This is a genomic window from Pseudomonas sp. RIT-To-2 (genome assembly GCF_029623465.1).
In the GTDB taxonomy this organism is placed as follows: Bacteria; Pseudomonadota; Gammaproteobacteria; order Pseudomonadales; family Pseudomonadaceae; genus Aquipseudomonas; species Aquipseudomonas silvicola.
In genome coordinates, this window is record NZ_JAPYKM010000008.1 from 52,812 (window position 1) to 73,422 (window position 20,611).

Genomic DNA, 20,611 nt, shown 5'->3' on the forward strand with positions numbered 1-20,611 from the left:
AGGGAAGCGTTTTACCGTACTTCGACGACCAGCTTGCCCACGGCCTGGCGCCGGGCGAGCGCGTCGATGGCAATGCCTGCCTCGGCCAGTGGATAGGTTCGCGAGACCAGTGGTTTGACCTTCCCTTGGGCAAACCACTGGAAAAGTTGCTGGAAATTGGCGGCGTTGTCCTGTGGTTGGCGTTGGGCAAACGAGCCCCAGAACACCCCGACCACCGCCGCACCCTTGAGCAGCGCCAGGTTGACCGGCAGCTCAGGAATACGGCCACTGGCAAACCCCACCACCAGCAAGCGGCCGTTCCAGCCAATGGAACGCACCGCCTGGTCAAACAGGTCGCCGCCCACGGGGTCATAGATGACATCCACGCCATTACCCCCGGTCAGGCGCTTGATCTCCTCTTTCAGGCTGGTTTCGGCGTAGTTGATCAGTTCGTCGGCCCCGGCCGCCTTGGCCACGGCCAACTTGTCGGCACTGCTGGCGGCCGCGATGACCCGGGCACCCATGGCCTTGCCTATCTCCACGGCCGCAAGGCCGACGCCACCGGAAGCGCCCAGCACCAGCAATGTTTCGCCCGGCTGCAGGTTGGCGCGCTGCTTGAGCGCGTGCATCGAAGTGCCGTAGGTCATGCTGAAAGCGGCCGCAGCGGTGTAGCCCATGCCGTCGGGGATGGGTAGAACGTTATAGCCCGCAACGGCGACTTCCTCGGCGAAGCTGCCCCAGCCGGTCAGGCCCATCACCCGGTCACCCACTTTCAGGTGGCTGACATGCTCGCCTACCGCGCGCACCACGCCCGCCGCTTCGCCACCCGGGGAGAACGGGAAGGGGGGCTTGAACTGGTATTTGCCTTCGATGATCAGCGTATCCGGGAAATTGACCCCGGCGGCGTGTACTTCCAGCAGCACTTCGTTCTTTTTGATCGCCGGGCTGGCGACCTCTTCCAGCACCAGTGTTTCGGCAGGGCCGAAGGCTTTGCACAGCACAGCTTTCATCGGGCTATTCCTTTGCAGGTTGTGGCCGATAGTGTAGGTGTGACGAAAATGCGGTCAACGAGCATGCCGCCAGCTGATAGCCAACCATAAGCACTGGCGCCTGGGTTAACCTTGGTATGCTTGCGCCAACAGAAAGAGGATTGAATTTGTGAAAGCGTGGATCTTGATGGTGTTGGCCCTGACGCTACCCGTGTCGGCCGTCATGGCCGAGGAAGGCAAGGAAGAAGGCGGCCCGCCCAAAGTCAGCTACATCACCCTGAGCCCGCCCTTCGTGGGCAACTACGCGCTGGATGGCAGCCCGCGGCTGCACGTCTACAAGGCCGATGTGGCGTTGCGCGTCACGGGCCCCGAAGCTGAAGCCGCGGTCAAACGCCAGGACCCGCTGATCCGCAACCAGTTGGTGACATTGTTCACCCAGCAGACCGCAGACTCGTTCAGCAACGTCGAGTCCAAGGAAAAACTGCGCCAGGAAGCACTCAAGCAGGTCCAGGATGTGATGGCCAATGAGGAAGGCAAGCCCATGGTCGAGGACTTGCTGTTCAACAACCTGATCGTGCAGTAACCCTCAGCGCAGTGCCAGCACTGCCGCCCACTGTCCGGCGGTGACTGGCATGACCGAAAGGCGGCTGCCTTTCTGAACCAGCGGCAACTCTGCCAGGGCGGCCTGCTGTTTGAGGTAGCCCAGCCCCAGGACCTTCGCGAAGGTCTCTACGTGCCCCACGTCGACAGCGCTCCAGGGGTTTTTGTCGGCATTGGCCTTGGGGTCATGGTAGGGGCTTTGCGGGTCCAGGGCCGCAGGGTCGTCATAGGCGGGCGCAGTGATGCGGGCGATACCGGCGATGCCTGGTTCAGGGCAACTGGAATGGTAGAAAAAGAACTCGTCCCCCACGGCCATGGCGCGCAGAAAGTTGCGTGCCTGATAGTTGCGCACGCCATCCCAGCGGGCTTCGCCCAGGCGGGCCAGGTCCTTGATGGAAAGCTCGTCGGGCTCTGATTTCATCAGCCAGTAGGCCATGGTTCTTGCTCCAAATTTGCAACAAAATCTGTCTATGTGGCGTTTTTACGACAACCCGACGGTCGGTTGACGTCAGCGTTTGCGTGTAGCGTCATGTTGCCGCAGAATGCGCGCATTTTACGCTTCACGTAAACACAGGGGCCATTTTCCCGCTTCGTGTTGCACACCACCATGATTTGCCTGCAGGGGGGCAATTGATGCGCCGCAAACCGGATTTGCTTTGGATATTGGTCATTTTGTTCGGTTTGGGCGTGGTGACCACGGGCTACGCGCAGTCCCTGTGGGACCGCAAGGCCAATGCCCCGGTTGAAGTGACGGCGCCTGCGCCTTATCGCTGATGCATGGTGTACATGAAAAAGGCCCATCGGTTTTTGCCGATGGGCCTTTTTTGTTGGCGTGGATTCTGGCCGCCAGGTGCACCCGCGATCATCAGGCCAGGTACCAGCGCCGGTCCGAGACGGTGCCTTGCAACGGCACATCCCAACTGGCCTGCGCCAGCCGCTCGACCTTCTGGCACTCATGGGCCAGCCCCAGCAGTACCGGCTTGTGCCACGCGGTGCGGCGACCGCGGTAGGCCAGGCTGCGATCGTAGAACCCGCCGCCCATGCCCAACCGGCCACCCACCTCGTCAAACCCCACCAGCGGCAGCAGGATCAGGTCCAGTGCCCAGATGACCCTCTGGCGCCCCGGGTTGATATGCGGCTCGTGGATACGGAAGCGGTTGCGACGATATGCCTCACCCGCACGGACCTGTTGAAACACCATTTTGGTCCGCGGCCAGGCGCTGAGCACCGGCAAATAGGTTTTCTTGCCACGGCGCTGGGCTTCGGCCAGCAGCAGGCGCGGGTCGATTTCGCTGTCGTTGGGCAGGTACAACGCCACATGGCGGGCGCGGCGAAACAGAGGGTGTTGAGCCAGTTGGCGGTACAGCCCGCGAGCGGCGGTGCGTTGCTGGGCTGGGGTCAGTGCGCGGCGCGCATCGCGCAAGAGGCGGCGTAGCTGCGGGCGCGACAGAGGTGCGGCTTCGGTCATGGCGTGGGCCATCCTGAAACGCCCGGGCCACATAGCGTGGCGGGGCTTGTGCCCATGCCGGCAAGGCCTGGCACAGGCAAGTAAAGCGAGACTCCCCGACGAACCGCTGTCGGTGTAGCCCTTGAACCCGAAAGTTCAAGGTGGAGATTGCAGGAGGCGTTAAGGCTTTCCGTCAAGCGGACATGCGCACCGGCCCCAGCGTGCAACCCCCGTGGTTGTGCGTATCGGCTCAGGGACATGACCGACTGGCAAGCACTCCAGGGAGCGGCGCAAGTATACCCGAAACAATCACAATGTTTCAGCCCCGGGTTTCATCCTGATCAGTGGCCAGTACCAGATCGACGCGGTCGAGCAGGTCGCGAACCTGCTCACGGGTCGACCCGCTGGCGGCCACGTCGGGTGTCTCCTGCTTGTGCAGCAGGTCATGGGTGATATTCAACGCAGCCATCACTGCGATGCGGTCGGCGCCGATCACTTTGCCGCTGCTGCGGATCTCGCGCATCTTGCCGTCCAGGTAGCGCGCGGCGCTCACCAGGTTGCTGCGCTCTTCCTGCGGGCAGATGATCGAGTACTCTTTGTCGAGGATCTGAACAGTGACGCTATTGCTTGAACTCATGAGTCTTGCTCCAGGGCCTTGAGGCGCGAAATCATCGATTCGACCTTGTGCCGGGCGATTTCATTTTTTTCAATGAGGTGTGCGCGCTCCTCGCGCCAGGTCTTTTCCTGAGCTAATAGGAGTCCGTTTTGCCGTTTTAGTTGCTCGACACGGTCGATCAACAGCTCGAGGCGGCCCATCAGCGCTTGCAGGTCGTTCTGTTCCATGGGGTCCCGTTCGATAAGATCGGTGAGTGGCGTGTTAACGAGTTGGCCGCTTCGATGGTCTTGGCGCGCCTGCCGGTGCTAGGATACAAGGTCTTCATTCTAGTCATTGCGCCGCCTGGCGCCTAGTTGCCATGTCTATTCAGAAATCCCCGTATCAAGGCTTCGCCGACCTGCTCAACGCTGGCGGTCACCCCGTTTCCCCTGCCGAGCTGCATGGCTTGCTGCTGGGCCGCAGCTGCGCCGGCGCCGATTTCGACGCCGAAGGGTGGCTGGCGGACGCAGCATTGTCGCTGGACACCGAACCTGCGGACAACGTGCGCAATGCGCTGGTTGGCCTGCAGCAGATGGTTCAGGGCGAACTGACCGGCGATGACGTCACCATCGTCATCCTGTTGCCGGCCGACGAGACGCCGCTGACCGAGCGTGCCACCGCCCTGGGCCAGTGGTGCCAAGGCTTCCTGACCGGCTTTGGCCTGCACTCGGGTGGCAAGAACCTGAGCCAGGAAGCCCAGGAAATCCTGCAGGACATGGACGCCATTTCCCAGGTGCAGGAAGCGCTGGAAGAGTCCGAAGACGCCGAAAGCGACTATATGGAAGTCATGGAGTACCTGCGCGTGGCGCCGATGTTGCTCTTCACCGAGTGCGCCAAGCCAGTGGCGGCTGCCAAGCCTTCCCTGCACTGATGCCAAAAAGGGCCCCCCTTGTGCCAGTAACTCATATCCCGAAGTCGGAATACGCTCGTCGACGCAAGGCTCTGATGGCGCAGATGGAGCCCAACAGCATTGCCATTCTGCCGGCCGCCGCGGTGGCCATCCGCAACCGCGATGTGGAGCACGTGTACCGCCAGGACAGCGACTTTCAGTACCTCAGTGGCTTTCCCGAGCCTGAGGCGGTGATTGCCCTGATCCCTGGTCGCCAGCACGGCGAGTACGTGTTGTTCTGCCGCGAGCGCAACCCCGAGCGCGAGCTATGGGATGGCCTGCGCGCAGGCCAGGAAGGCGCGGTGCGGGACTACGGCGCCGACGACGCGTTCCCCATTGCCGATATCGATGACATCCTGCCTGGCCTGATCGAAGGCCGCGACCGGGTGTACACGGCCATGGGCAGCCACCCCGAGTTCGACCGGCACCTGATGGAGTGGATCAACGTGATTCGCTCCAAGGCCAACCTGGGTTCCCAGCCGCCGAATGAATTCGTGGCGCTGGACCACTTGCTGCACGACATGCGCCTGTACAAGTCGGCGGCCGAGGTGAAGGTCATGCGCCATGCCGCGCAGATCTCCGCCCGTGCCCATGTGCGTGCCATGCAGGCCTGCCGCGCCGGGCTGCACGAGTTCAGCCTGGAAGCCGAGCTTGACTACGAATTCCGCAAGGGCGGGGCGAAGATGCCGGCCTATGGCTCCATCGTCGCCGCCGGCCGCAACAGTTGCATCCTGCACTATCAGCAGAATGATGCCGTGCTCAAGGACGGTGATCTGGTGCTGATCGATGCAGGCTGCGAGATCGACTGCTACGCCAGTGATATCACCCGCACCTTCCCGGTCAGCGGCACCTTTTCCCCCGAGCAGAAAGCTATCTACGAGCTGGTGCTCAGGTCCCAGGAAGCGGCTTTCGCTGCCATCGGCCCCGGCAAGCACTGGAACCAGGCTCATGAAGCCACGGTGCAGGTGATTACCGAAGGCCTGGTGGAACTGGGCCTGCTGCAGGGCGACGTCGATGAGTTGATCGCCGCCGAGGCCCATCGCGCCTTCTACATGCACCGTGCTGGCCACTGGCTGGGCCTGGACGTGCATGACGTTGGCGAATACCGCGTGGGCGGTGAGTGGCGAGTACTGGAGCCGGGCATGACCCTGACTGTCGAGCCGGGCATCTACATCAGCCCTGACAACCAGCACGTCGCGAAAAAATGGCGTGGCATTGGCGTGCGCATCGAGGACGATGTGGTGGTCACTCGCACCGGCTGTGACATTCTGACCGGCGACGTGCCCAAGTCCGTCGCCGAAATCGAAGCCCTGATGGCTCAAGCACGTACCGAGGCCGCATGAACCGCGTGAACCTGGCAATCATCGGCGGCGGCCTGGTCGGCGCCAGCCTCGCCCTGGCCCTGCAGGCCGGCGCCAAGGCCCGCGGCTGGAAGATCATGCTGATCGAGCCGTTCGCCCCCGGCGATACCTACCAGCCCAGCTACGACGCACGCTCCTCGGCGCTGTCGTTCGGCACCCGGCAGATCTACGAACGCCTGGGGTTGTGGCAGGCTATCCACCGTCGCGCCGAACCCATCAGGCAAATCCATGTGTCCGACCGCGGCCGCTTTGGCGTCACCCGCCTGACGGCCCTGGAGGAAGGCGTGCCGGCCCTTGGCTACGTAGTGGAAAACGCCTGGCTGGGCCAGTGCCTGTGGCAGGCCCTGGACCCTGAAGTCGTGAGCTGGCGCGTGCCCGCCGAGGTTACCCGCCTGCAGGTGCTGGAAGACGGTTACCGCCTGACCCTCAACGACGACACCAGCCTGGACTGCGACCTGGCGGTACTGGCCGACGGCGGCCGCTCGGGCCTGCGCGAGCAATTGGGCATCGCCGTGCGCCGCCGACCTTATGACCAGAGCGCCCTGATCGCCAACATCAGCCCCAGCCAGCCCCATGAAGGCCTGGCGTTCGAACGTTTCACCGATGACGGCCCGATGGCCCTGCTGCCGCTGCCGGACAACCGCTGCGCGCTGGTATGGACCCGCCAGGGAATGGACGCCAAGCGCCTGGCCGAGATCGACGAACGCAGTTTCCTCAAGGAACTGCAAGGTGTGTTCGGCTACCGGCTGGGCACGTTGCAGCAGGTGGGTGCCCGGCACCTGTACCCGCTCACCCTGGTGGAAGCCGAAGAGCAGGTACGTTCGCACCTGGTGGTGCTGGGCAACGCCGCCCATGCGCTGCACCCGATCGCCGGCCAGGGTTTCAACCTCTCCCTGCGAGACGTGCAGGCCTTGGCCGACACCCTCCTGGCGAGCCAGGCGCCGTTGGGCGACTTCGCTACCCTGCAACGCTACCGCGAGGCCCAGCGCCCCGATCAGGACCTGACCGTGGGTTTTTCCGACAAGGTCACGCGCCTGTTCGGCTCCTCCCAACCACTGGTGGCGGCCGGCCGCAACCTGGGCTTGCTGGGCCTTGACCTGCTGCCCCCGGCCAAGCGCTGGTTCGCACGCCAGGCCATGGGCCTGGGAACCCGCGCCGACAGGCAGGGTTGAACATGGCGATTTCGGTTTTCCTTCCCTTCAACTCCGTGGAACAGGCTTGAGCATGGAAATGCGTGCAGATCTGGTAGTAGTCGGCGCCGGCATGGTGGGCAGTGCGCTGGCCCTGGCGTTGCAGAACAGCGGCCTGGAAATCCTGGTAGTCGATGGCAGCCCTTTGAGCGTCAAGGCGTTCGATGCACAGGCGCCCTTCGAACCACGGGTCAGTGCCTTGTCGGCGGCCAGCCAGCGCATCCTGCAGCGCCTGGGTGCCTGGGACGGTATTGCGCGCCGCCGGGCCAGCCCCTACGGTGACATGAGCGTGTGGGACGGTAGCGGCACAGGGCATATCCACTTCAGCGCTGCGAGTGTGCATGCCGAAGTGCTGGGCCACATCGTCGAGAACCGTGTGGTGCAGGATGCCTTGCTCGAACAGTTGCACGACAGTGACATCGGCCTGCTGGCCAATGCCCGCCTGGAGCAGCTGCGCCATTCCGGCGATGACTGGCTGTTGACCCTGGCTGACGGCCGCACCGTGCGCGCTCCGCTGGTGGTCGCTGCCGATGGTGCCCATTCCGCGGTACGGCGCCTGGCCGGTTGCGAGACGCGCGAGTGGGACTACCTGCACCACGCCATCGTCACCAGCGTGCGCTGCGCGCAACCTCACCAGCGCACTGCCTGGCAGCGTTTCACCGATGACGGCCCGCTGGCATTCCTGCCGCTCGAGCATGCCGACCAGCAGCACTGGTGCTCGATTGTCTGGTCGACCACGCCCGCTGAAGCCGAGCGCCTCATGGCCCTGGACGATGAGCGCTTCTGCGCGCAACTGGAGCGTGCCTTCGAGGGGCGCCTGGGCACGGTCGAGCATGCCGACAGGCGCGTGTGCGTGCCCTTGCGCCAGCGCCACGCCAAGCGCTACGTCGCCCCTGGCCTGGCCCTGATCGGCGACGCCGCCCACACCATCCACCCGTTGGCGGGCCAGGGAGTGAACCTGGGCTTCCTGGACTCGGCGGTGCTGGCCGAGGAACTGATGCATGCCCACGGCCGTGGCGAACGCCTGGCCGATGTGCGTGTGCTCAGCCGTTACGAGCGCCGGCGCATGCCCCACAACCTGGCGCTGATGGCGGCCATGGAAGGGTTCGAGCGCCTGTTCCAGGCCGACCCGCTGCCCCTGCGCTGGCTGCGCAACAGCGGCCTGAAGTGGGTGGAACAGATGCCTGAAGCCAAGGCCGCGTTCGTGCGCCAGGCGCTGGGCCTCAGCGGCGACCTGCCCGAGCTCGCCCGCTCGTAACCTAGCTGGTCCTGCAGGCAACCACTGCGATCGTCGGGGGAAACATCTGGTAACTGCTTGCTTCACGCATCGATTGAGATGGCAAATGCGTTTCTCTACCATTTGCCCCTCATTCGATCCGGGGCTTCTTTCCATGCTGGCAACCAAGCGCATTCTCACCGCATTGGCATTGACCCTGTTCGCCAACGAGGCCCGAGCCGCCGATGAGGTGGTGGTGTATTCCTCGCGCATCGACGAGCTGATCAAGCCTGTGTTCGACGCCTACACCGCGAAAACCGGCGTGCCGATCAAGTTCATCACCGACAAGGAAGCGCCGCTCATGCAGCGCATCAAGGCCGAGGGCGAGCACGCCACCGCCGACCTGCTGTTGACCGTGGACGCCGGTAACCTGTGGCAGGCCGAACAGATGGGCATCCTGCAACCCATCCGTTCCAGCGTCATCGACGCCAATATCCCCGCGCAATACCGCGCCGCCAGCCATGACTGGACCGGCCTCAGCCTGCGGGCGCGTACCATTGTCTATTCCACCGAGCGGGTGAAACCCCAGGAGCTGTCCACTTACGAGGCCCTGGCAGACAAGCAATGGGAAGGACGCCTGTGCCTGCGCACGGCCAAGAAGGTCTACAACCAGTCGCTGACCGCCACCCTGATCGAAACCCACGGCGCGGCGCAGACCGAAACCATCCTCAAGGGCTGGGTCAACAACCTGTCCACCGACGTCTTCTCCGACGACATCGCGGTGCTGCAAGCCATCAAGGCTGGCCAATGCGACGTGGGTATCGTCAACACCTACTACTACGGGCGCCTGCACCGCCAGGACCCGCAACTGCCGATCAAGCTGTTCTGGCCCAACCAGGGCGACCGTGGGGTGCACGTCAACCTCTCGGGCATCGGCCTGACCCGTCACGCCCCGCACCCGGAAGCGGCCAAGGCTTTGGTCGAATGGATGACGGGCGCCGAAGCGCAGAAGATCTTCGCCGATACCAACCAGGAGTTCCCGGCCAACCCAGAGGTACAGCCTTCTGCCGAAGTGGCGGGCTGGGGCAGCTTCAAGGCCGATACCCTGCCGGTGGAAGTGGCAGGCAAGCGCCAGGCCGAGGCCATCCGGTTGATGGACCGCGCTGGCTGGAATTGACGCTCCAGCCATGAAGCGTTCCGGCCAGCGCCGCTGGTACCCGCCCGTACTGGCCATGGCGGCGCTGGTGCTGTTGCCTTTGAGCGTCCTGTTGCTATCTTGGCAGAGTATCGACGTGGCCATCTGGGAGCACCTGTGGGCCACCCAACTGCCGCGCTTGTTGGGCAATACCCTGACGCTGCTGCTTGGCGTTGGTGTGGGTGTCACCGTTCTGGGGGTGAGCCTGGCCTGGCTCACCAGCCTCTGCCAGTTCCCGGGCCGGCGTTGGCTGGATTGGGCACTGATGCTGCCTTTCGCCATCCCTGCGTACGTGCTGGCCTTTGTTTTCGTTGGCTTGCTGGACTTCGCCGGCCCACTGCAGACAGTGCTGCGCGAATGGCTGGGCAACGGGCTGCGGTTGCCTCGTGTGCGTTCCACCGGTGGCGTCATCACTGTCCTGGTGCTGGTGTTCTACCCCTATGTGTACCTGCTTGCGCGCACTGCTTTCCTGGCCCAGGGGCGCGGTTTGATGGAGGCGGCGCGGGTGCTGGGCCAGTCGCCCTGGCAGGCGTTCTGGCGCGTGGCGCTACCCATGGCGCGTCCGGCCATCGGCGCGGGAGTGGCCTTGGCCATGATGGAAACCCTGGCGGATTTCGGCGCCGTGGCGGTCTTCAATTTCGACACCTTCACCACGGCTATCTACAAGACCTGGTACGGCTTCTTCAGCCTGGCCAGCGCGGCGCAACTGGCCAGCCTGCTGCTGGTGGCAGTGGTTCTGGTGCTGTATGGCGAACGCCGGGCCCGCGGCGCGGCTCATGCTGGCAGCGAGCGTGCGCGCGGGCAGTTGCGCTATCAACTGCGGGGCTGGAAGGCGTTCGCCGCCAGCCTCTGGTGTGGGCTGGTACTGGCCTGTGCATTCGTGGTGCCGGTGCTGCAATTGCTAGCCTGGTGCTGGCAGCGCGGCCGTTTCGACCTGGACGAGCGTTACCTGGGCCTGATTCTTCACACCCTCTACCTCGGCACCCTGGCGGCGCTGCTCACCGTGACCCTGGCCCTGGTGCTGGCATTTGCCAGGCGCCTGGCGCCGACGCCCGTCATCGGGGCTGGCGTAGGGCTCGCAAACCTGGGTTATGCGTTGCCAGGCTCCGTGCTGGCGGTGGCGATCATGCTGGCCTTCAGTTACCTGGACAAAGCTCTGGTGATACCCCTGGCCGGGCGGCCGCTGTTGCTGGGCAGCCTGGCGGCACTGGTACTCGCCTACGTGGTGCGGTTCATGGCCGTGGCCTACGGCCCGCTGGAAAGCAGCCTGGCGAAGATTCGTCCGTCACTGCCTGAAGCATCCCGAAGCCTGGGGGTTGGCGGGCCGCAGCTGTTCTTTCGCGTCTACCTGCCCCTGCTGGTGCCAGGGGTATTGAGCGCCGCTTTGCTGGTGTTCGTCGACGTTCTGAAGGAAATGCCCGCTACGCTGTTGATGCGCCCCTTCGGCTGGGACACGCTGGCCGTGCGGGTATTCGAGATGACCAGTGAAGGTGAATGGGCGCGGGCTTCGTTGCCCGCCCTGACGCTGGTGCTGGTGGGATTGCTGCCGGTGATCGGTTTGATTCGACGTTCGGCACGGCGTATCGGTCAAAGCCAGTGACGCCTGTGCCCAAAGGTGTCAGGGCCGCGGCTTGCGGCTACAATGCGCGGCATTCAGCGCGGCCGATCATTGTGATCGGCACTTATAGGCACCCTTGAAAGCCCTGTTCCAGAGCCTTCAAGGTGTTCAGCCCAGTACTCGCGCCTTCGCCAAGCCCGGAAGGAGAAACCCATGGGACAGCGTACGCCTCTCTATGACCTGCACCTGGCGCTGGGCGCCAAAATGGTTGATTTTGGCGGTTGGGACATGCCCCTGCATTACGGCTCGCAAGTTGAGGAGCACCATCAGGTGCGCCGTGACTGCGGTGTGTTCGATGTGTCGCACATGACCGTGATCGACATTGCCGGCCCACAGGCCCAGGTCTTTCTACGGCACCTGCTGGCCAACGATGTAGCGCGCCTTTGCGCCGTCGGCGCGGCGCTTTACAGCGCCATGCTCGACGAGCAGGGCGGGATCGTCGACGACATGATCGTCTACCTGCTGGAGGACGGTTACCGGCTGGTGGTCAACGCCGCCACCCGTGACCAGGACATGGCCTGGCTCGGCACGGCTGCCGCGGGTTTCGACGTGCGAATACACGAGCGCCCCGAGCTTGCCATGCTCGCCATCCAGGGGCCGAGTGCGCGGCATAAGGTCGCGGAGCTGGTGACCCAGGCGCGGGGCAACCTGATCGCGCAGCTCAAACCTTTCCAAGGCCTGACTGACGGCGATTGGTTCATCGCCCGTACGGGTTATACCGGTGAAGACGGTTTGGAGATCGTCCTGCCCAGGGATCAGGCCCCGGCCTTTTTCAACGACCTGGTGGGCGCCGGCCTTTCGCCAATCGGCCTTGGGGCCCGGGATACGCTGCGTCTGGAGGCTGGCATGAACCTTTACGGCCAGGATATCGACCAGGCCCATTCACCTCTGGTGTCCAACATGGCCTGGAGCATTGCCTGGGAGCCGGCCGAGCGCGATTTCATCGGCCGCGCGGCGCTGCTGGCCGAGCAAGGCAGGGGCATCGAGGAAAAACTGGTTGGCCTGGTGCTCGAAGAACGCGGGGTGCTGCGTGCCCACCAGGTAGTTCGTATCGCAGAAATTGGCGAAGGGGAGATCACCAGTGGTAGTTTCTCCCCTACGTTGAGCAAATCGATCGCCCTGGCGCGCGTACCGATGGCCACCGCCGACCGAGCCGAGGTGGAAATCCGCGGCAAGTGGTACCCGGTACGGGTAGTGCGGCCCACCTTCGTGCGCCATGGCAAAACCCTGATCTGATGACTGTGCGGGCCTGCCGCCGACCCTGTTGAGGACAAGAAACCATGAGCAATATCCCCGCTGAACTGCGTTTTGCCGAAAGCCACGAATGGGCGCGCCTGGAAGCCGATGGCACCGTCACCGTCGGTATCTCCGACCACGCTCAGGAAGCCCTGGGGGACGTGGTGTTCGTCGAGCTGGCCGAAGTGGGCAAGGTCTTCACTGCTGGCGACGCCGCCGGCGTGGTCGAGTCGGTAAAGGCTGCCTCGGACATCTACGCACCTGTGTCGGGCGAAGTGATCGCCGTCAACGAAGAATTGGCCGACAGCCCGGAGGCATTGAACGAGGAGCCTTACAGCGCGTGGATCTTCAAGCTCAAGCCAAGCGACAAGGCTGAACTGGACAACCTGCTGGACGCTGCGGGCTACAAAGCCGCCATCGGCGAGTAACTTCCCGGCGCAGGCGGCAATCTCTTTCTAGACTGAACAGGCCTCGACCCGTCGAGGCCTTGTTTCCGGAAGAGAGAGCCGCCATGTCCCGGTTGCCAGCGCTGAGTGAACTGCAAGACCCCGATGCCTTCTCCCGGCGCCACCTTGGCCCCGATGCCGCTGAACAGCGCGCCATGCTCGACGCCCTGGGCCTTACCAGCCGTGCCGAGCTGATCGAACAGACCGTCCCCCCGAATATTCGCTTCAGCGGCCCGCTGCAGTTACCCCCGGCGCTGGACGAAAACGCCGCATTGGCAAAGTTGCGCGGCTACGCCGAGCAGAATCAGGTATGGACCAGCCTGATCGGCATGGGCTACCACGGCACGCTGACCCCAGCCGTGATACTGCGCAACGTCCTGGAAAACCCTGGCTGGTACACCGCCTATACCCCTTACCAGCCTGAAATCGCCCAAGGCCGGCTGGAGGCCCTGCTCAGTTTTCAACAACTGACCATCGACCTTACTGGCCTGGAACTGGCCAATGCCTCGTTGCTCGATGAAGCCACCGCGGCGGCCGAAGCCATGGCCCTGGCGCGGCGGGTGAGCAAGTCGAAAAGCCCGCGCTTCTTTGTCGACAGCCACTGCCACCCACAGACCCTGTCGGTGGTGCAGACCCGTGCCGACGGGTTTGGCATCGAGCTGGTGGTCGACACTGTGGATAACCTGGCGAGCCATGAGGTGTTCGGGGCGCTGTTGCAATACCCCGACACCCATGGCGAGGTTCGCGACCTGCGGCCACTGATAGCGCAACTGCATGCCCGGGAGGCCATCGCCTGCGTGGCCGCCGACCTGCTGAGCCTGCTTGTGTTGACCCCGCCCGGTGAGCTGGGCGCCGACGTGGTCTTCGGCTCCAGCCAGCGCTTTGGCGTGCCCATGGGCTATGGCGGCCCACACGCTGCCTATTTCGCCAGTCGTGAGGCCTACAAGCGCGCCATTCCCGGGCGCATCATCGGCGTGTCCAAGGATGCCCGTGGCAACGTGGCGCTGCGCATGGCGCTGCAGACCCGCGAACAGCATATTCGCCGGGAGAAGGCTAATTCGAACATCTGTACCGCGCAGGTACTGCTGGCCAATATGGCTGCCTTCTATGCCGTGTACCACGGGCCTGAGGGCTTGCGGCGCATCGCCCAGCGGGTGCACCGGCTGACGCAGGTGCTGGCGGCTGGCCTCGAGCGCAAGGGCCTCAGGCGCCTGAACACGCATTTCTTCGACACCCTGACCCTTGAAGTAGGCGGCGCCCAGACCGCCATCCTCGAAAGCGCCCAGGCGGCACGGATCAACCTGCGCATTCTGGGGCGTGGGCAGTTGGGCGTTAGCCTGGATGAAACCTGCGATGCCGCCACCGTTGGCACGCTGTGGGACATTTTCCTGGGCGTCGACCATGGCCTCGACGTCGCGACACTGGATGCCGAGGGGCTGGCGCCTGGCATACCCGATGAGTGGGCGCGCACCTCGACGTACCTGACTCACCCGGTGTTCAACCAGCATCACAGCGAAACCGAGATGCTGCGCTACCTCAAGCAACTGGAGAACAAGGACCTGGCCCTCAACCAGTCAATGATTCCACTGGGCTCCTGCACCATGAAGCTCAACGCCACCAGCGAGATGATCCCCATCACCTGGCCCGGCTTTGCCCAGTTGCACCCCTTTGCCCCGGTGGACCAGGCCCGTGGCTACAAGGCCCTGATCGATGAACTGGAACAATGGCTGTGCGCGATCACCGGCTTCGATGCCATCTGCATGCAGCCCAACTCCGGCGCCCAGGGCGAATACGCCGGGCTGCTGGCGATCCGCAGGTACCATGAAAGCCGCCAGCAGGGGCAGCGGAACATTTGCCTGATTCCGGCCTCAGCGCACGGCACCAACCCGGCGTCGGCGCAGATGGCGAGCATGCAGGTGGTAATCGTCGAATGCGACCAGGCCGGCAACGTCGACCTCGACGACCTCAAGGCCAAGGCCCAGGCCGCGGGCGACAAGCTTTCCTGCCTGATGGCCACCTACCCCTCCACCCATGGGGTGTACGAGGAAGGTATCGTCCAGATCTGCGAGGTGGTTCACCAGCACGGCGGCCAGGTGTACATGGACGGTGCCAACCTCAACGCCCAGGTTGGCCTGGCACGGCCCGCCGATATCGGCGCCGATGTATCGCACATGAACCTGCACAAGACGTTCTGCATACCCCATGGTGGCGGAGGCCCGGGCATGGGCCCAATCGGTGTGCGCGCCCACCTGGCCCCCTTCGTGGCCAACCATCCGGTGGTGCCCATCGAGGGTCCCTTGCCGAACAACGGCGCCGTCAGCGCCGCGCCGTGGGGCAGCGCAAGCATCCTGCCGATCAGCTGGATGTACATCGCCATGATGGGGCCGCGGCTGGTGGATGCCACCGAGGTAGCGATCCTCTCGGCCAATTACCTGGCGCAGCAATTGGGCGCGGCATTCGCGGTGCTCTACAGCGGCCGCAATGGCCGGGTGGCGCATGAATGCATCATCGACCTGCGGCCATTGAAAGCGCAGACCGGCATCAGCGAGGAGGATGTGGCCAAGCGGCTGATCGACTACGGCTTTCACGCTCCGACCATGTCTTTCCCGGTGCCAGGCACGCTGATGATCGAGCCGACGGAAAGCGAGTCAAAGGCCGAACTGGATCGCTTCGTCGAAGCCATGCTGGCCATTCGCGCCGAAATTGCCCAGGTCGGCAGCGGCCACTGGCCGGCCGAGGATAACCCGCTCAAGCACGCGCCACACACCCTGGCAGACATCACCGGAGCATGGCAGCGGCCCTACTCGATCGCTCAGGCGGTTACCCCCAGCAGCCACACAAAGGCGCATAAATACTGGCCAGCAGTGAACCGGGTGGACAATGTGTATGGGGACAGGAATCTGTTCTGCGCGTGCGTGCCGATAGCCGACTACCGCGGATGAATACGTGTTGCCCCAGGGGCACGCCGCGGTGTCCCACAGGGAAATGCCCGCGCTGCAGCCAACTCTGTGGGACCGGGCGCTAGCTCGGGAACCAGGCGCCGCGGTGTGTCAGGCTGTTCGCGGTGCAACGTTCCCGAGCCGGGGGCAGTGTGATCAATCAGCCGCGGGCTCGGCGCCCTTGATCAGGATGGCGTTGGCCAGTTCCATGTCGGTCGCTTTCAAGCCAGGGTTGTCGGTGCGCACTTGCTGCATCGCTGCTTCCAGGTACGGCCCCTTGATGCTGCCGTTGCTGGCCACATAGCTGCCGGCGTCGTCCTGGGCGGCGACGATCAGTTTGTGGTGGCGGAAAGTCAGGTAGGTGGAACCGGTGGTAGCACCGGACGACAGCACATCGCGCAGGAAACCGTCGGCCATGGCTGAACCGACGGGTACCGAGAGCAGGGCGAGCGTTACAACGGCAGTTTTCAAACGCATGATGGGTGACTCCGACAGGGATGATCTCGGTATTTTGATTCGCAATTGATTGGCGTAGTTCCCGCGTCACGGTGGACTATTTCAAATCGTGGCGCGGCGTCACGCGCAGCACTTCTTCCACCGTGGTCTGGCCGGCCGCTACCTTCTGCGCCCCCGACAGACGCAGGCTGCGCATACCCTCCATTACCGCGCGGCGCTTGAGCGACAACAGGTCTGTCTCGGCCTGGATATGCGCTTTCACGGTGTCGGTCATCTGCAATATCTCGTACACCCCGGCGCGCCCACGAAAGCCAGTGTCGCGGCATTCGGTGCAGCCAATGGCGCGGTGGGCGTTGGCGGGGCCGGGCGCGTGCCAGGGGCGCGTCAGTGTCAGCCAGTCTTCCTCGGCCACCGCGTGGGGCACCTTGCAGTGCGGGCACAGGGTACGCAACAGACGCTGGGCCATCACGCCCAGCAGGGTCGCCTTGATCAGGTAGTGCGGCACGCCCAGCTCCAGCAGGCGGCTGATGGCACTGGGCGCGTCGTTGGTGTGCAGTGTCGACAGCACCAGGTGACCGGTGAGCGCGGCCTGTATCGCCATCTCGGCAGTCTCCAGGTCGCGAATTTCGCCGATCATGATGATGTCCGGGTCCTGTCGCATCAGTGCGCGGACGCCACTGGCGAAGGTCAGGTCGATGTTGTGCTGTACCTGCATCTGGTTGAAGGCCGGCTCCACCATTTCGATAGGGTCTTCGATGGTGCACAGGTTGACCTGGGGCGTGGCTAGGCGCTTGAGCGTGGTGTAGAGGGTCGTGGTCTTGCCCGAGCCGGTGGGGCCGGTAACCAGAATGATGCCGTTGGGCTGGCTGATCATGTCCTGCCAGCGGCGCAGGTCGTCACTGGCCAGGCCCAGTTCGTGGAAATCCTTGAGCAATACCTGCGGGTCGAAGATACGCATCACCATTTTCTCGCCGAACGCCGTGGGCAAGGTCGACAGGCGCAACTCCACCTCGCCGCCTTCCGGGGTCTTGGTCTTGACCCGGCCGTCCTGGGGTTTGCGCTTTTCTGCGACATTCATGCGCCCCAGGCTCTTGAGGCGGCTGACGATGGCCATGGTGACCTGGGTAGGGAACTGGTAGACATTGTGCAGGATGCCGTCGATGCGAAAGCGCACAGTGCCCTGTTCTCGGCGTGGCTCGATGTGGATATCGCTGGCGCGTTGCTGGAATGCGTACTGGAACAGCCAATCGACGATATTGACGATATGGGCGTCGTCGGCATCGGGTTCCTGGTCGCTGGCACCCAGGTTGAGCAGTTGTTCGAAGTTGCCCGTGCTGGTGCCGCGCATTTCCGTGGTGTTGGCCCCGCTGACCGAGCGGGCCAGCCGGTAGAACTCCACGGTGAAGCGCTGGATCTCGGCGGGGTTGGCCACTACCCGCTTGATCGGGCGCTTGAGCACGTGGGTGAGGTCGGCTTCCCAACTGCACACGAAGGGCTGGGCGCTGGCCACGGTGACAGCGGTGCGCGATACCGCCACGGCCAGGATCTTGTGGCGTTGGGCAAAACCGTAAGACATCAGGGGCGTGAGCGCCGCCACGTCAATCTTCAACGGGTCGATACGCAGGTAGGGCTGGCCGGCCTGCTGGGCCAGCCACACGGTCAGTTGTTCGAGGTCCAGGCACTTGCCTGGTCGGCTCAGGTCTTCCAGCTGCTGTGCGGCAATGAATTCCAGGGGGTGCAGGTGGCTGTTATCCAGCGCGCGGCGCATGGCGATAGCATTTTCAGCGCAGTCCTGTTTGAGAAAGCCCTGGGCAACCAGGTCGCGCAGCAGTTCATTCAAATCCAGCCAGCGGTCCTCAATAGCGGTAACGACGGACATGCGGGCTCCTTGACTCGGTCTACAGTAAACCGACCGCGCACAGGGGCGCGGCCCGGTTGCAAGGGTAGACCGGGGAATCAGGTCGAGGTTGCCGAGGCGGCCGGTAAAAAGTTACCGACGGTTGCCGGGTTTCAGCCGTTGGCGGCGACGCCCAGCGTGGCGGGGTTTCGCAGCTCCACCGAGAGTACGCAGATGAGGTTGCGCATTTTGTTGCCGATCACTTCAGCGCGGTGCCAGCTGAGGCCGTCGACCTGCAGTTCGATGTGCAGCAGGTCATCCTGGCGCACCACGTCGAGCCTCAGGGGAATCAGGTACTGCATGGCCAACAGGTTGAGCACACGGCACAGGCTGTCCGGTTCGGCTTCGGCCACCAATTGGTAGTGAGCAACGGTGGTCGGCTGGTGGGCGCCCCAGCTGTCGGTGCGGGTAGGCAGGTGGGCTTCGTGAACGGTCATGGTGCTGCTCCGGGAACGATGGGCATAGCTTCACATGGCCTTGCGGGTATTTCTTGTCTCAATCAGGCAGATATCAAATTGATTTGAATTGTATGATTCAAGTCTACGCCGTCACGGGGAATAATTATGCAAGGCGAGCTGGATCACTACGACCGGCGCATCCTGGCGCTGTTGCAAGAAGATGCGTCGCTGTCCAGTGCGCAGATCGCCGAGCAGGTCGGCCTGTCGCAGTCGCCGTGCTGGCGGCGTATCCAGCGGCTGAAGGAAGAAGGGGTGATACGGGGGCAGGTGACACTGCTGGACCGCAAGAAGATCGGCCTGAACACGCAGATTTTCGCCGAGGTCAAACTCAATGCCCACGGGCGCTCCAATTTCACTGAATTCACGGAGGCGATCCGCGGCTTTCCGGAAGTGCTGGAGTGCTATGTGCTGATGGGGTCGGTGGACTTCCTGCTGCGCATCGTGACCCCGGACATCGAGGCCTACGAGCGGTTTTTCTTTGAGAAACTGTCGCTGGTACCGGGCATCCAGGAAGTGAACTCGACGGTTGCGTTGTCGGAAATCAAGTCCACCACCAGTCTGCCGGTTCTATGAAGATCGCAGGCTGACCGCTGCTACTTGCGCAGGATCTGCTTCCAGGCACGGCTCTGGGATACGGTCAGTGCCTGCTGCACGCGTGCTTCCAGCACTTCGTCGCTGATGTCGGTATCAGCCAATTCGTGCAGCTTGTTCAGCTCGCCGAACAGGCGGTCCACTTCCGGCAGGTCCAGGACCTGACGGGCATGGTGCAGCCAGCTCTGGATGCGTTCGATGCGCGGCAGTTGTTCAGCCAGGTCTTCAGGTTGCTGCTGGTAACGGCCCAGTTGCAACGCGGCGGCTTCTTCGCCCAGGAAGTGGCTCAACCAGTTGACCAGCTGCGCGGCGCCCTGGCGGTTGCCACGGTTGTTGCGCTCCACGGTCCAGGCGCGCTCCATCAGCCAGCGGGAGGTGTTCAGCGAGAACAGGCCCCAGCGGGTGTCCTGCAGTTCTTCGGCGAATTGCTCAGGGGCAGCCTGGCGGACGTCTTCGTCTTCGTTGCCGGCCTGCACCAGCGGGCGCCAGTCTTCCAGCAGGGCATCGAGGCTCACGCGCAGTTCGTGGGTAGTGCTGCGTGGGGCAGCCTGGCCCAGGCTGCCGGCCAGGGCACGGAGCTCGATCAACTGGGCTACCCAGTCCTGCAGCAAGCGCCAGTGGCCATTGAAGCGGTACTGCTCGGCCAGGCGCTGGCTGGTGCCCAGCAGGTGCCATGCCAGGGCGGCGAAGGCATCGTCCAGGGGCATTTCGGCGTTCAGTTCCGGCGCCGGCAGGCTCAGGGCGTAGCTGCCGGGCTCGGCCAGACGGTAGCCACGTTCGGCCTTGCTGATGTCGCATGGCATCAACGGCAACTTGATGGCCAGTTCGGCAGCCAGTTCCAGCAGCGCGGCGGGCTCGCCTTCGCGCAGCTCCAGCTCCAGCTCGCAGATCTCTTCGGACTGCTTGCCGACGATGACCTTGCCCAGGTCCAGCGCCGCCTCGATCACCACCTTGGCCTTGCCGCGGCCCCAGGCAATTTCCGCGCGTTCGCGGACGAAGTCGGTGGTGAACACCGGCTTGATGGTTTTCTTGTCCAGCTCGGCCAGTTCTTCAGGCCAGCATTCGCCGTCCAGCTTCTTGAGGTCCAGCTTGGCCTTGGTCAGGTCCCAGTTGTACTCGTTGCGCTCGGACAGGCCGGCAATGCTCTGGCCGCGGGTCTTGAGGGTCTGGATGACCTCGTCGCCATCCTTGCGCAGGCGCAGCGCGACCTTGGCCGCGGCGAGTTCGCCGGTGGGCGTGTCGAAATACTGATTGAACAGCTCACGGCGTTCCCAGCCACTCTTGTTGCGCTTTTTCAGCAACGGGTGTTCGCGCAGTTCAGCCAGGGTTTCGGGGCTGACGCGCAGTTTGATTTCGGTTTCTTTTTGCATGGCGGGAGAATCCAGGCGCTGTTCTGATAGGAGCGCAGATGACTGCTAAGGCCGTGCAGTGTACAGCAGTCCCATCCCG

21 protein-coding genes and 1 other RNA gene are annotated in these 20,611 nt (G+C 63.8%); 12 read left to right on the plus strand and 10 right to left on the minus strand.

Going from position 1 to position 20,611, the window contains the following annotated elements; all coding sequences use genetic code 11:
• Positions 1-11: 11 nt before the first annotated feature.
• Positions 12-989: an NADPH:quinone oxidoreductase family protein gene (locus QBK88_RS09435; RefSeq protein WP_277961856.1), complete on the minus strand. Its 978-nt coding sequence runs from the start codon at positions 987-989 to the stop codon at positions 12-14.
• Between the two features lie 148 nt (positions 990-1,137).
• On the opposite strand from QBK88_RS09435, the gene QBK88_RS09440 reads away from it, so the two are divergent.
• A complete protein-coding gene (locus QBK88_RS09440) occupies positions 1,138-1,551 on the plus strand; it encodes a flagellar basal body-associated protein FliL (protein WP_277961857.1) in 414 nt (137 codons plus the stop codon).
• A gap of 3 nt (positions 1,552-1,554) precedes the next feature.
• On the opposite strand, the gene QBK88_RS09445 is transcribed toward QBK88_RS09440, so the two are convergent.
• Complete coding sequence (locus tag QBK88_RS09445; protein WP_277961858.1) at positions 1,555-2,004, minus strand: EVE domain-containing protein; 450 nt, start codon at positions 2,002-2,004, stop codon at positions 1,555-1,557.
• Between the two features lie 197 nt (positions 2,005-2,201).
• On the opposite strand from QBK88_RS09445, the gene QBK88_RS09450 reads away from it, so the two are divergent.
• Positions 2,202-2,342: a hypothetical protein gene (locus tag QBK88_RS09450; protein ID WP_268146307.1), complete on the plus strand. Its 141-nt coding sequence runs from the start codon at positions 2,202-2,204 to the stop codon at positions 2,340-2,342.
• Between the two features lie 91 nt (positions 2,343-2,433).
• On the opposite strand, the gene QBK88_RS09455 is transcribed toward QBK88_RS09450, so the two are convergent.
• From QBK88_RS09455 to QBK88_RS09470, 4 genes are all read right to left on the minus strand, one after another.
• Entirely contained in the window at positions 2,434-3,036 is a 603-nt protein-coding gene (locus QBK88_RS09455) for a 5-formyltetrahydrofolate cyclo-ligase (RefSeq protein WP_277961859.1), read from the minus strand.
• 88 nt (positions 3,037-3,124) lie between these two features.
• A non-coding RNA gene (gene ssrS, locus QBK88_RS09460) (6S RNA) lies at positions 3,125-3,303 on the minus strand.
• 31 nt (positions 3,304-3,334) lie between these two features.
• On the minus strand, positions 3,335-3,652 hold the full coding sequence (locus tag QBK88_RS09465) for a cell division protein ZapA (protein WP_268146303.1): 318 nt from the start codon (positions 3,650-3,652) through the stop codon (positions 3,335-3,337).
• The gene (locus QBK88_RS09470; protein ID WP_268146301.1) at positions 3,649-3,858 is read right to left on the minus strand and encodes a TIGR02449 family protein; all 210 of its coding nucleotides are present in this window, start codon (positions 3,856-3,858) and stop codon (positions 3,649-3,651) included. The genes QBK88_RS09465 and QBK88_RS09470 overlap by 4 nt, the downstream gene beginning before the upstream one ends.
• A gap of 131 nt (positions 3,859-3,989) precedes the next feature.
• Between QBK88_RS09470 and QBK88_RS09475 the strand changes: the two genes are divergently transcribed.
• From QBK88_RS09475 to gcvP, 9 genes are all read left to right on the plus strand, one after another.
• Positions 3,990-4,541, plus strand: coding sequence for a YecA/YgfB family protein (locus tag QBK88_RS09475; RefSeq protein ID WP_268146298.1), 552 nt, complete (start codon positions 3,990-3,992; stop codon positions 4,539-4,541).
• A 20-nt stretch (positions 4,542-4,561) separates the two neighbouring features.
• Positions 4,562-5,902 (plus strand): Xaa-Pro aminopeptidase, encoded by a 1,341-nt coding sequence (pepP, locus tag QBK88_RS09480; protein ID WP_277961860.1) that lies wholly within the window; start codon positions 4,562-4,564, stop codon positions 5,900-5,902.
• The gene (gene ubiH / locus QBK88_RS09485; RefSeq protein ID WP_277961861.1) at positions 5,899-7,092 is read left to right on the plus strand and encodes a 2-octaprenyl-6-methoxyphenyl hydroxylase; all 1,194 of its coding nucleotides are present in this window, start codon (positions 5,899-5,901) and stop codon (positions 7,090-7,092) included. The genes pepP and ubiH overlap by 4 nt, the downstream gene beginning before the upstream one ends.
• 58 nt (positions 7,093-7,150) lie before the next feature.
• Positions 7,151-8,368 (plus strand): 2-octaprenyl-3-methyl-6-methoxy-1,4-benzoquinol hydroxylase, encoded by a 1,218-nt coding sequence (locus QBK88_RS09490; protein WP_277961862.1) that lies wholly within the window; start codon positions 7,151-7,153, stop codon positions 8,366-8,368.
• A 133-nt stretch (positions 8,369-8,501) separates the two neighbouring features.
• Positions 8,502-9,503, plus strand: a complete 1,002-nt coding sequence (locus QBK88_RS09495; RefSeq protein ID WP_277961863.1) for an extracellular solute-binding protein — start codon at positions 8,502-8,504, stop codon at positions 9,501-9,503.
• 10 nt (positions 9,504-9,513) lie between these two features.
• Complete coding sequence (locus tag QBK88_RS09500; RefSeq protein WP_277961864.1) at positions 9,514-11,121, plus strand: ABC transporter permease; 1,608 nt, start codon at positions 9,514-9,516, stop codon at positions 11,119-11,121.
• A 171-nt stretch (positions 11,122-11,292) separates the two neighbouring features.
• Positions 11,293-12,375, plus strand: coding sequence for a glycine cleavage system aminomethyltransferase GcvT (gene gcvT, locus QBK88_RS09505; protein ID WP_277961865.1), 1,083 nt, complete (start codon positions 11,293-11,295; stop codon positions 12,373-12,375).
• A gap of 44 nt (positions 12,376-12,419) precedes the next feature.
• On the plus strand, positions 12,420-12,803 hold the full coding sequence (gene gcvH / locus QBK88_RS09510) for a glycine cleavage system protein GcvH (protein ID WP_277961866.1): 384 nt from the start codon (positions 12,420-12,422) through the stop codon (positions 12,801-12,803).
• Between the two features lie 83 nt (positions 12,804-12,886).
• Entirely contained in the window at positions 12,887-15,763 is a 2,877-nt protein-coding gene (gene gcvP / locus QBK88_RS09515) for an aminomethyl-transferring glycine dehydrogenase (protein ID WP_277961867.1), read from the plus strand.
• 153 nt (positions 15,764-15,916) lie between these two features.
• Here gcvP and QBK88_RS09520 read toward each other — a convergent pair whose 3' ends face one another.
• The 3 genes from QBK88_RS09520 to QBK88_RS09530 form a co-directional block, all read right to left on the minus strand.
• Entirely contained in the window at positions 15,917-16,237 is a 321-nt protein-coding gene (locus QBK88_RS09520; RefSeq protein WP_268146284.1) for a DUF2388 domain-containing protein, read from the minus strand.
• 76 nt (positions 16,238-16,313) lie between these two features.
• Positions 16,314-18,095, minus strand: a complete 1,782-nt coding sequence (locus tag QBK88_RS09525) for a type II/IV secretion system protein (RefSeq protein WP_277961868.1) — start codon at positions 18,093-18,095, stop codon at positions 16,314-16,316.
• Between the two features lie 131 nt (positions 18,096-18,226).
• The gene (locus QBK88_RS09530; protein ID WP_277961869.1) at positions 18,227-18,550 is read right to left on the minus strand and encodes a hypothetical protein; all 324 of its coding nucleotides are present in this window, start codon (positions 18,548-18,550) and stop codon (positions 18,227-18,229) included.
• Between the two features lie 126 nt (positions 18,551-18,676).
• Here QBK88_RS09530 and QBK88_RS09535 point away from each other — a divergent pair, with 126 nt between their 5' ends.
• A complete protein-coding gene (locus tag QBK88_RS09535; RefSeq protein WP_268146277.1) occupies positions 18,677-19,144 on the plus strand; it encodes an Lrp/AsnC family transcriptional regulator in 468 nt (155 codons plus the stop codon).
• Between the two features lie 20 nt (positions 19,145-19,164).
• On the opposite strand, the gene QBK88_RS09540 is transcribed toward QBK88_RS09535, so the two are convergent.
• Positions 19,165-20,532, minus strand: coding sequence for a CYTH domain-containing protein (locus QBK88_RS09540; RefSeq protein WP_277961870.1), 1,368 nt, complete (start codon positions 20,530-20,532; stop codon positions 19,165-19,167).
• Between the last annotated feature and the right edge of the window lie 79 nt (positions 20,533-20,611).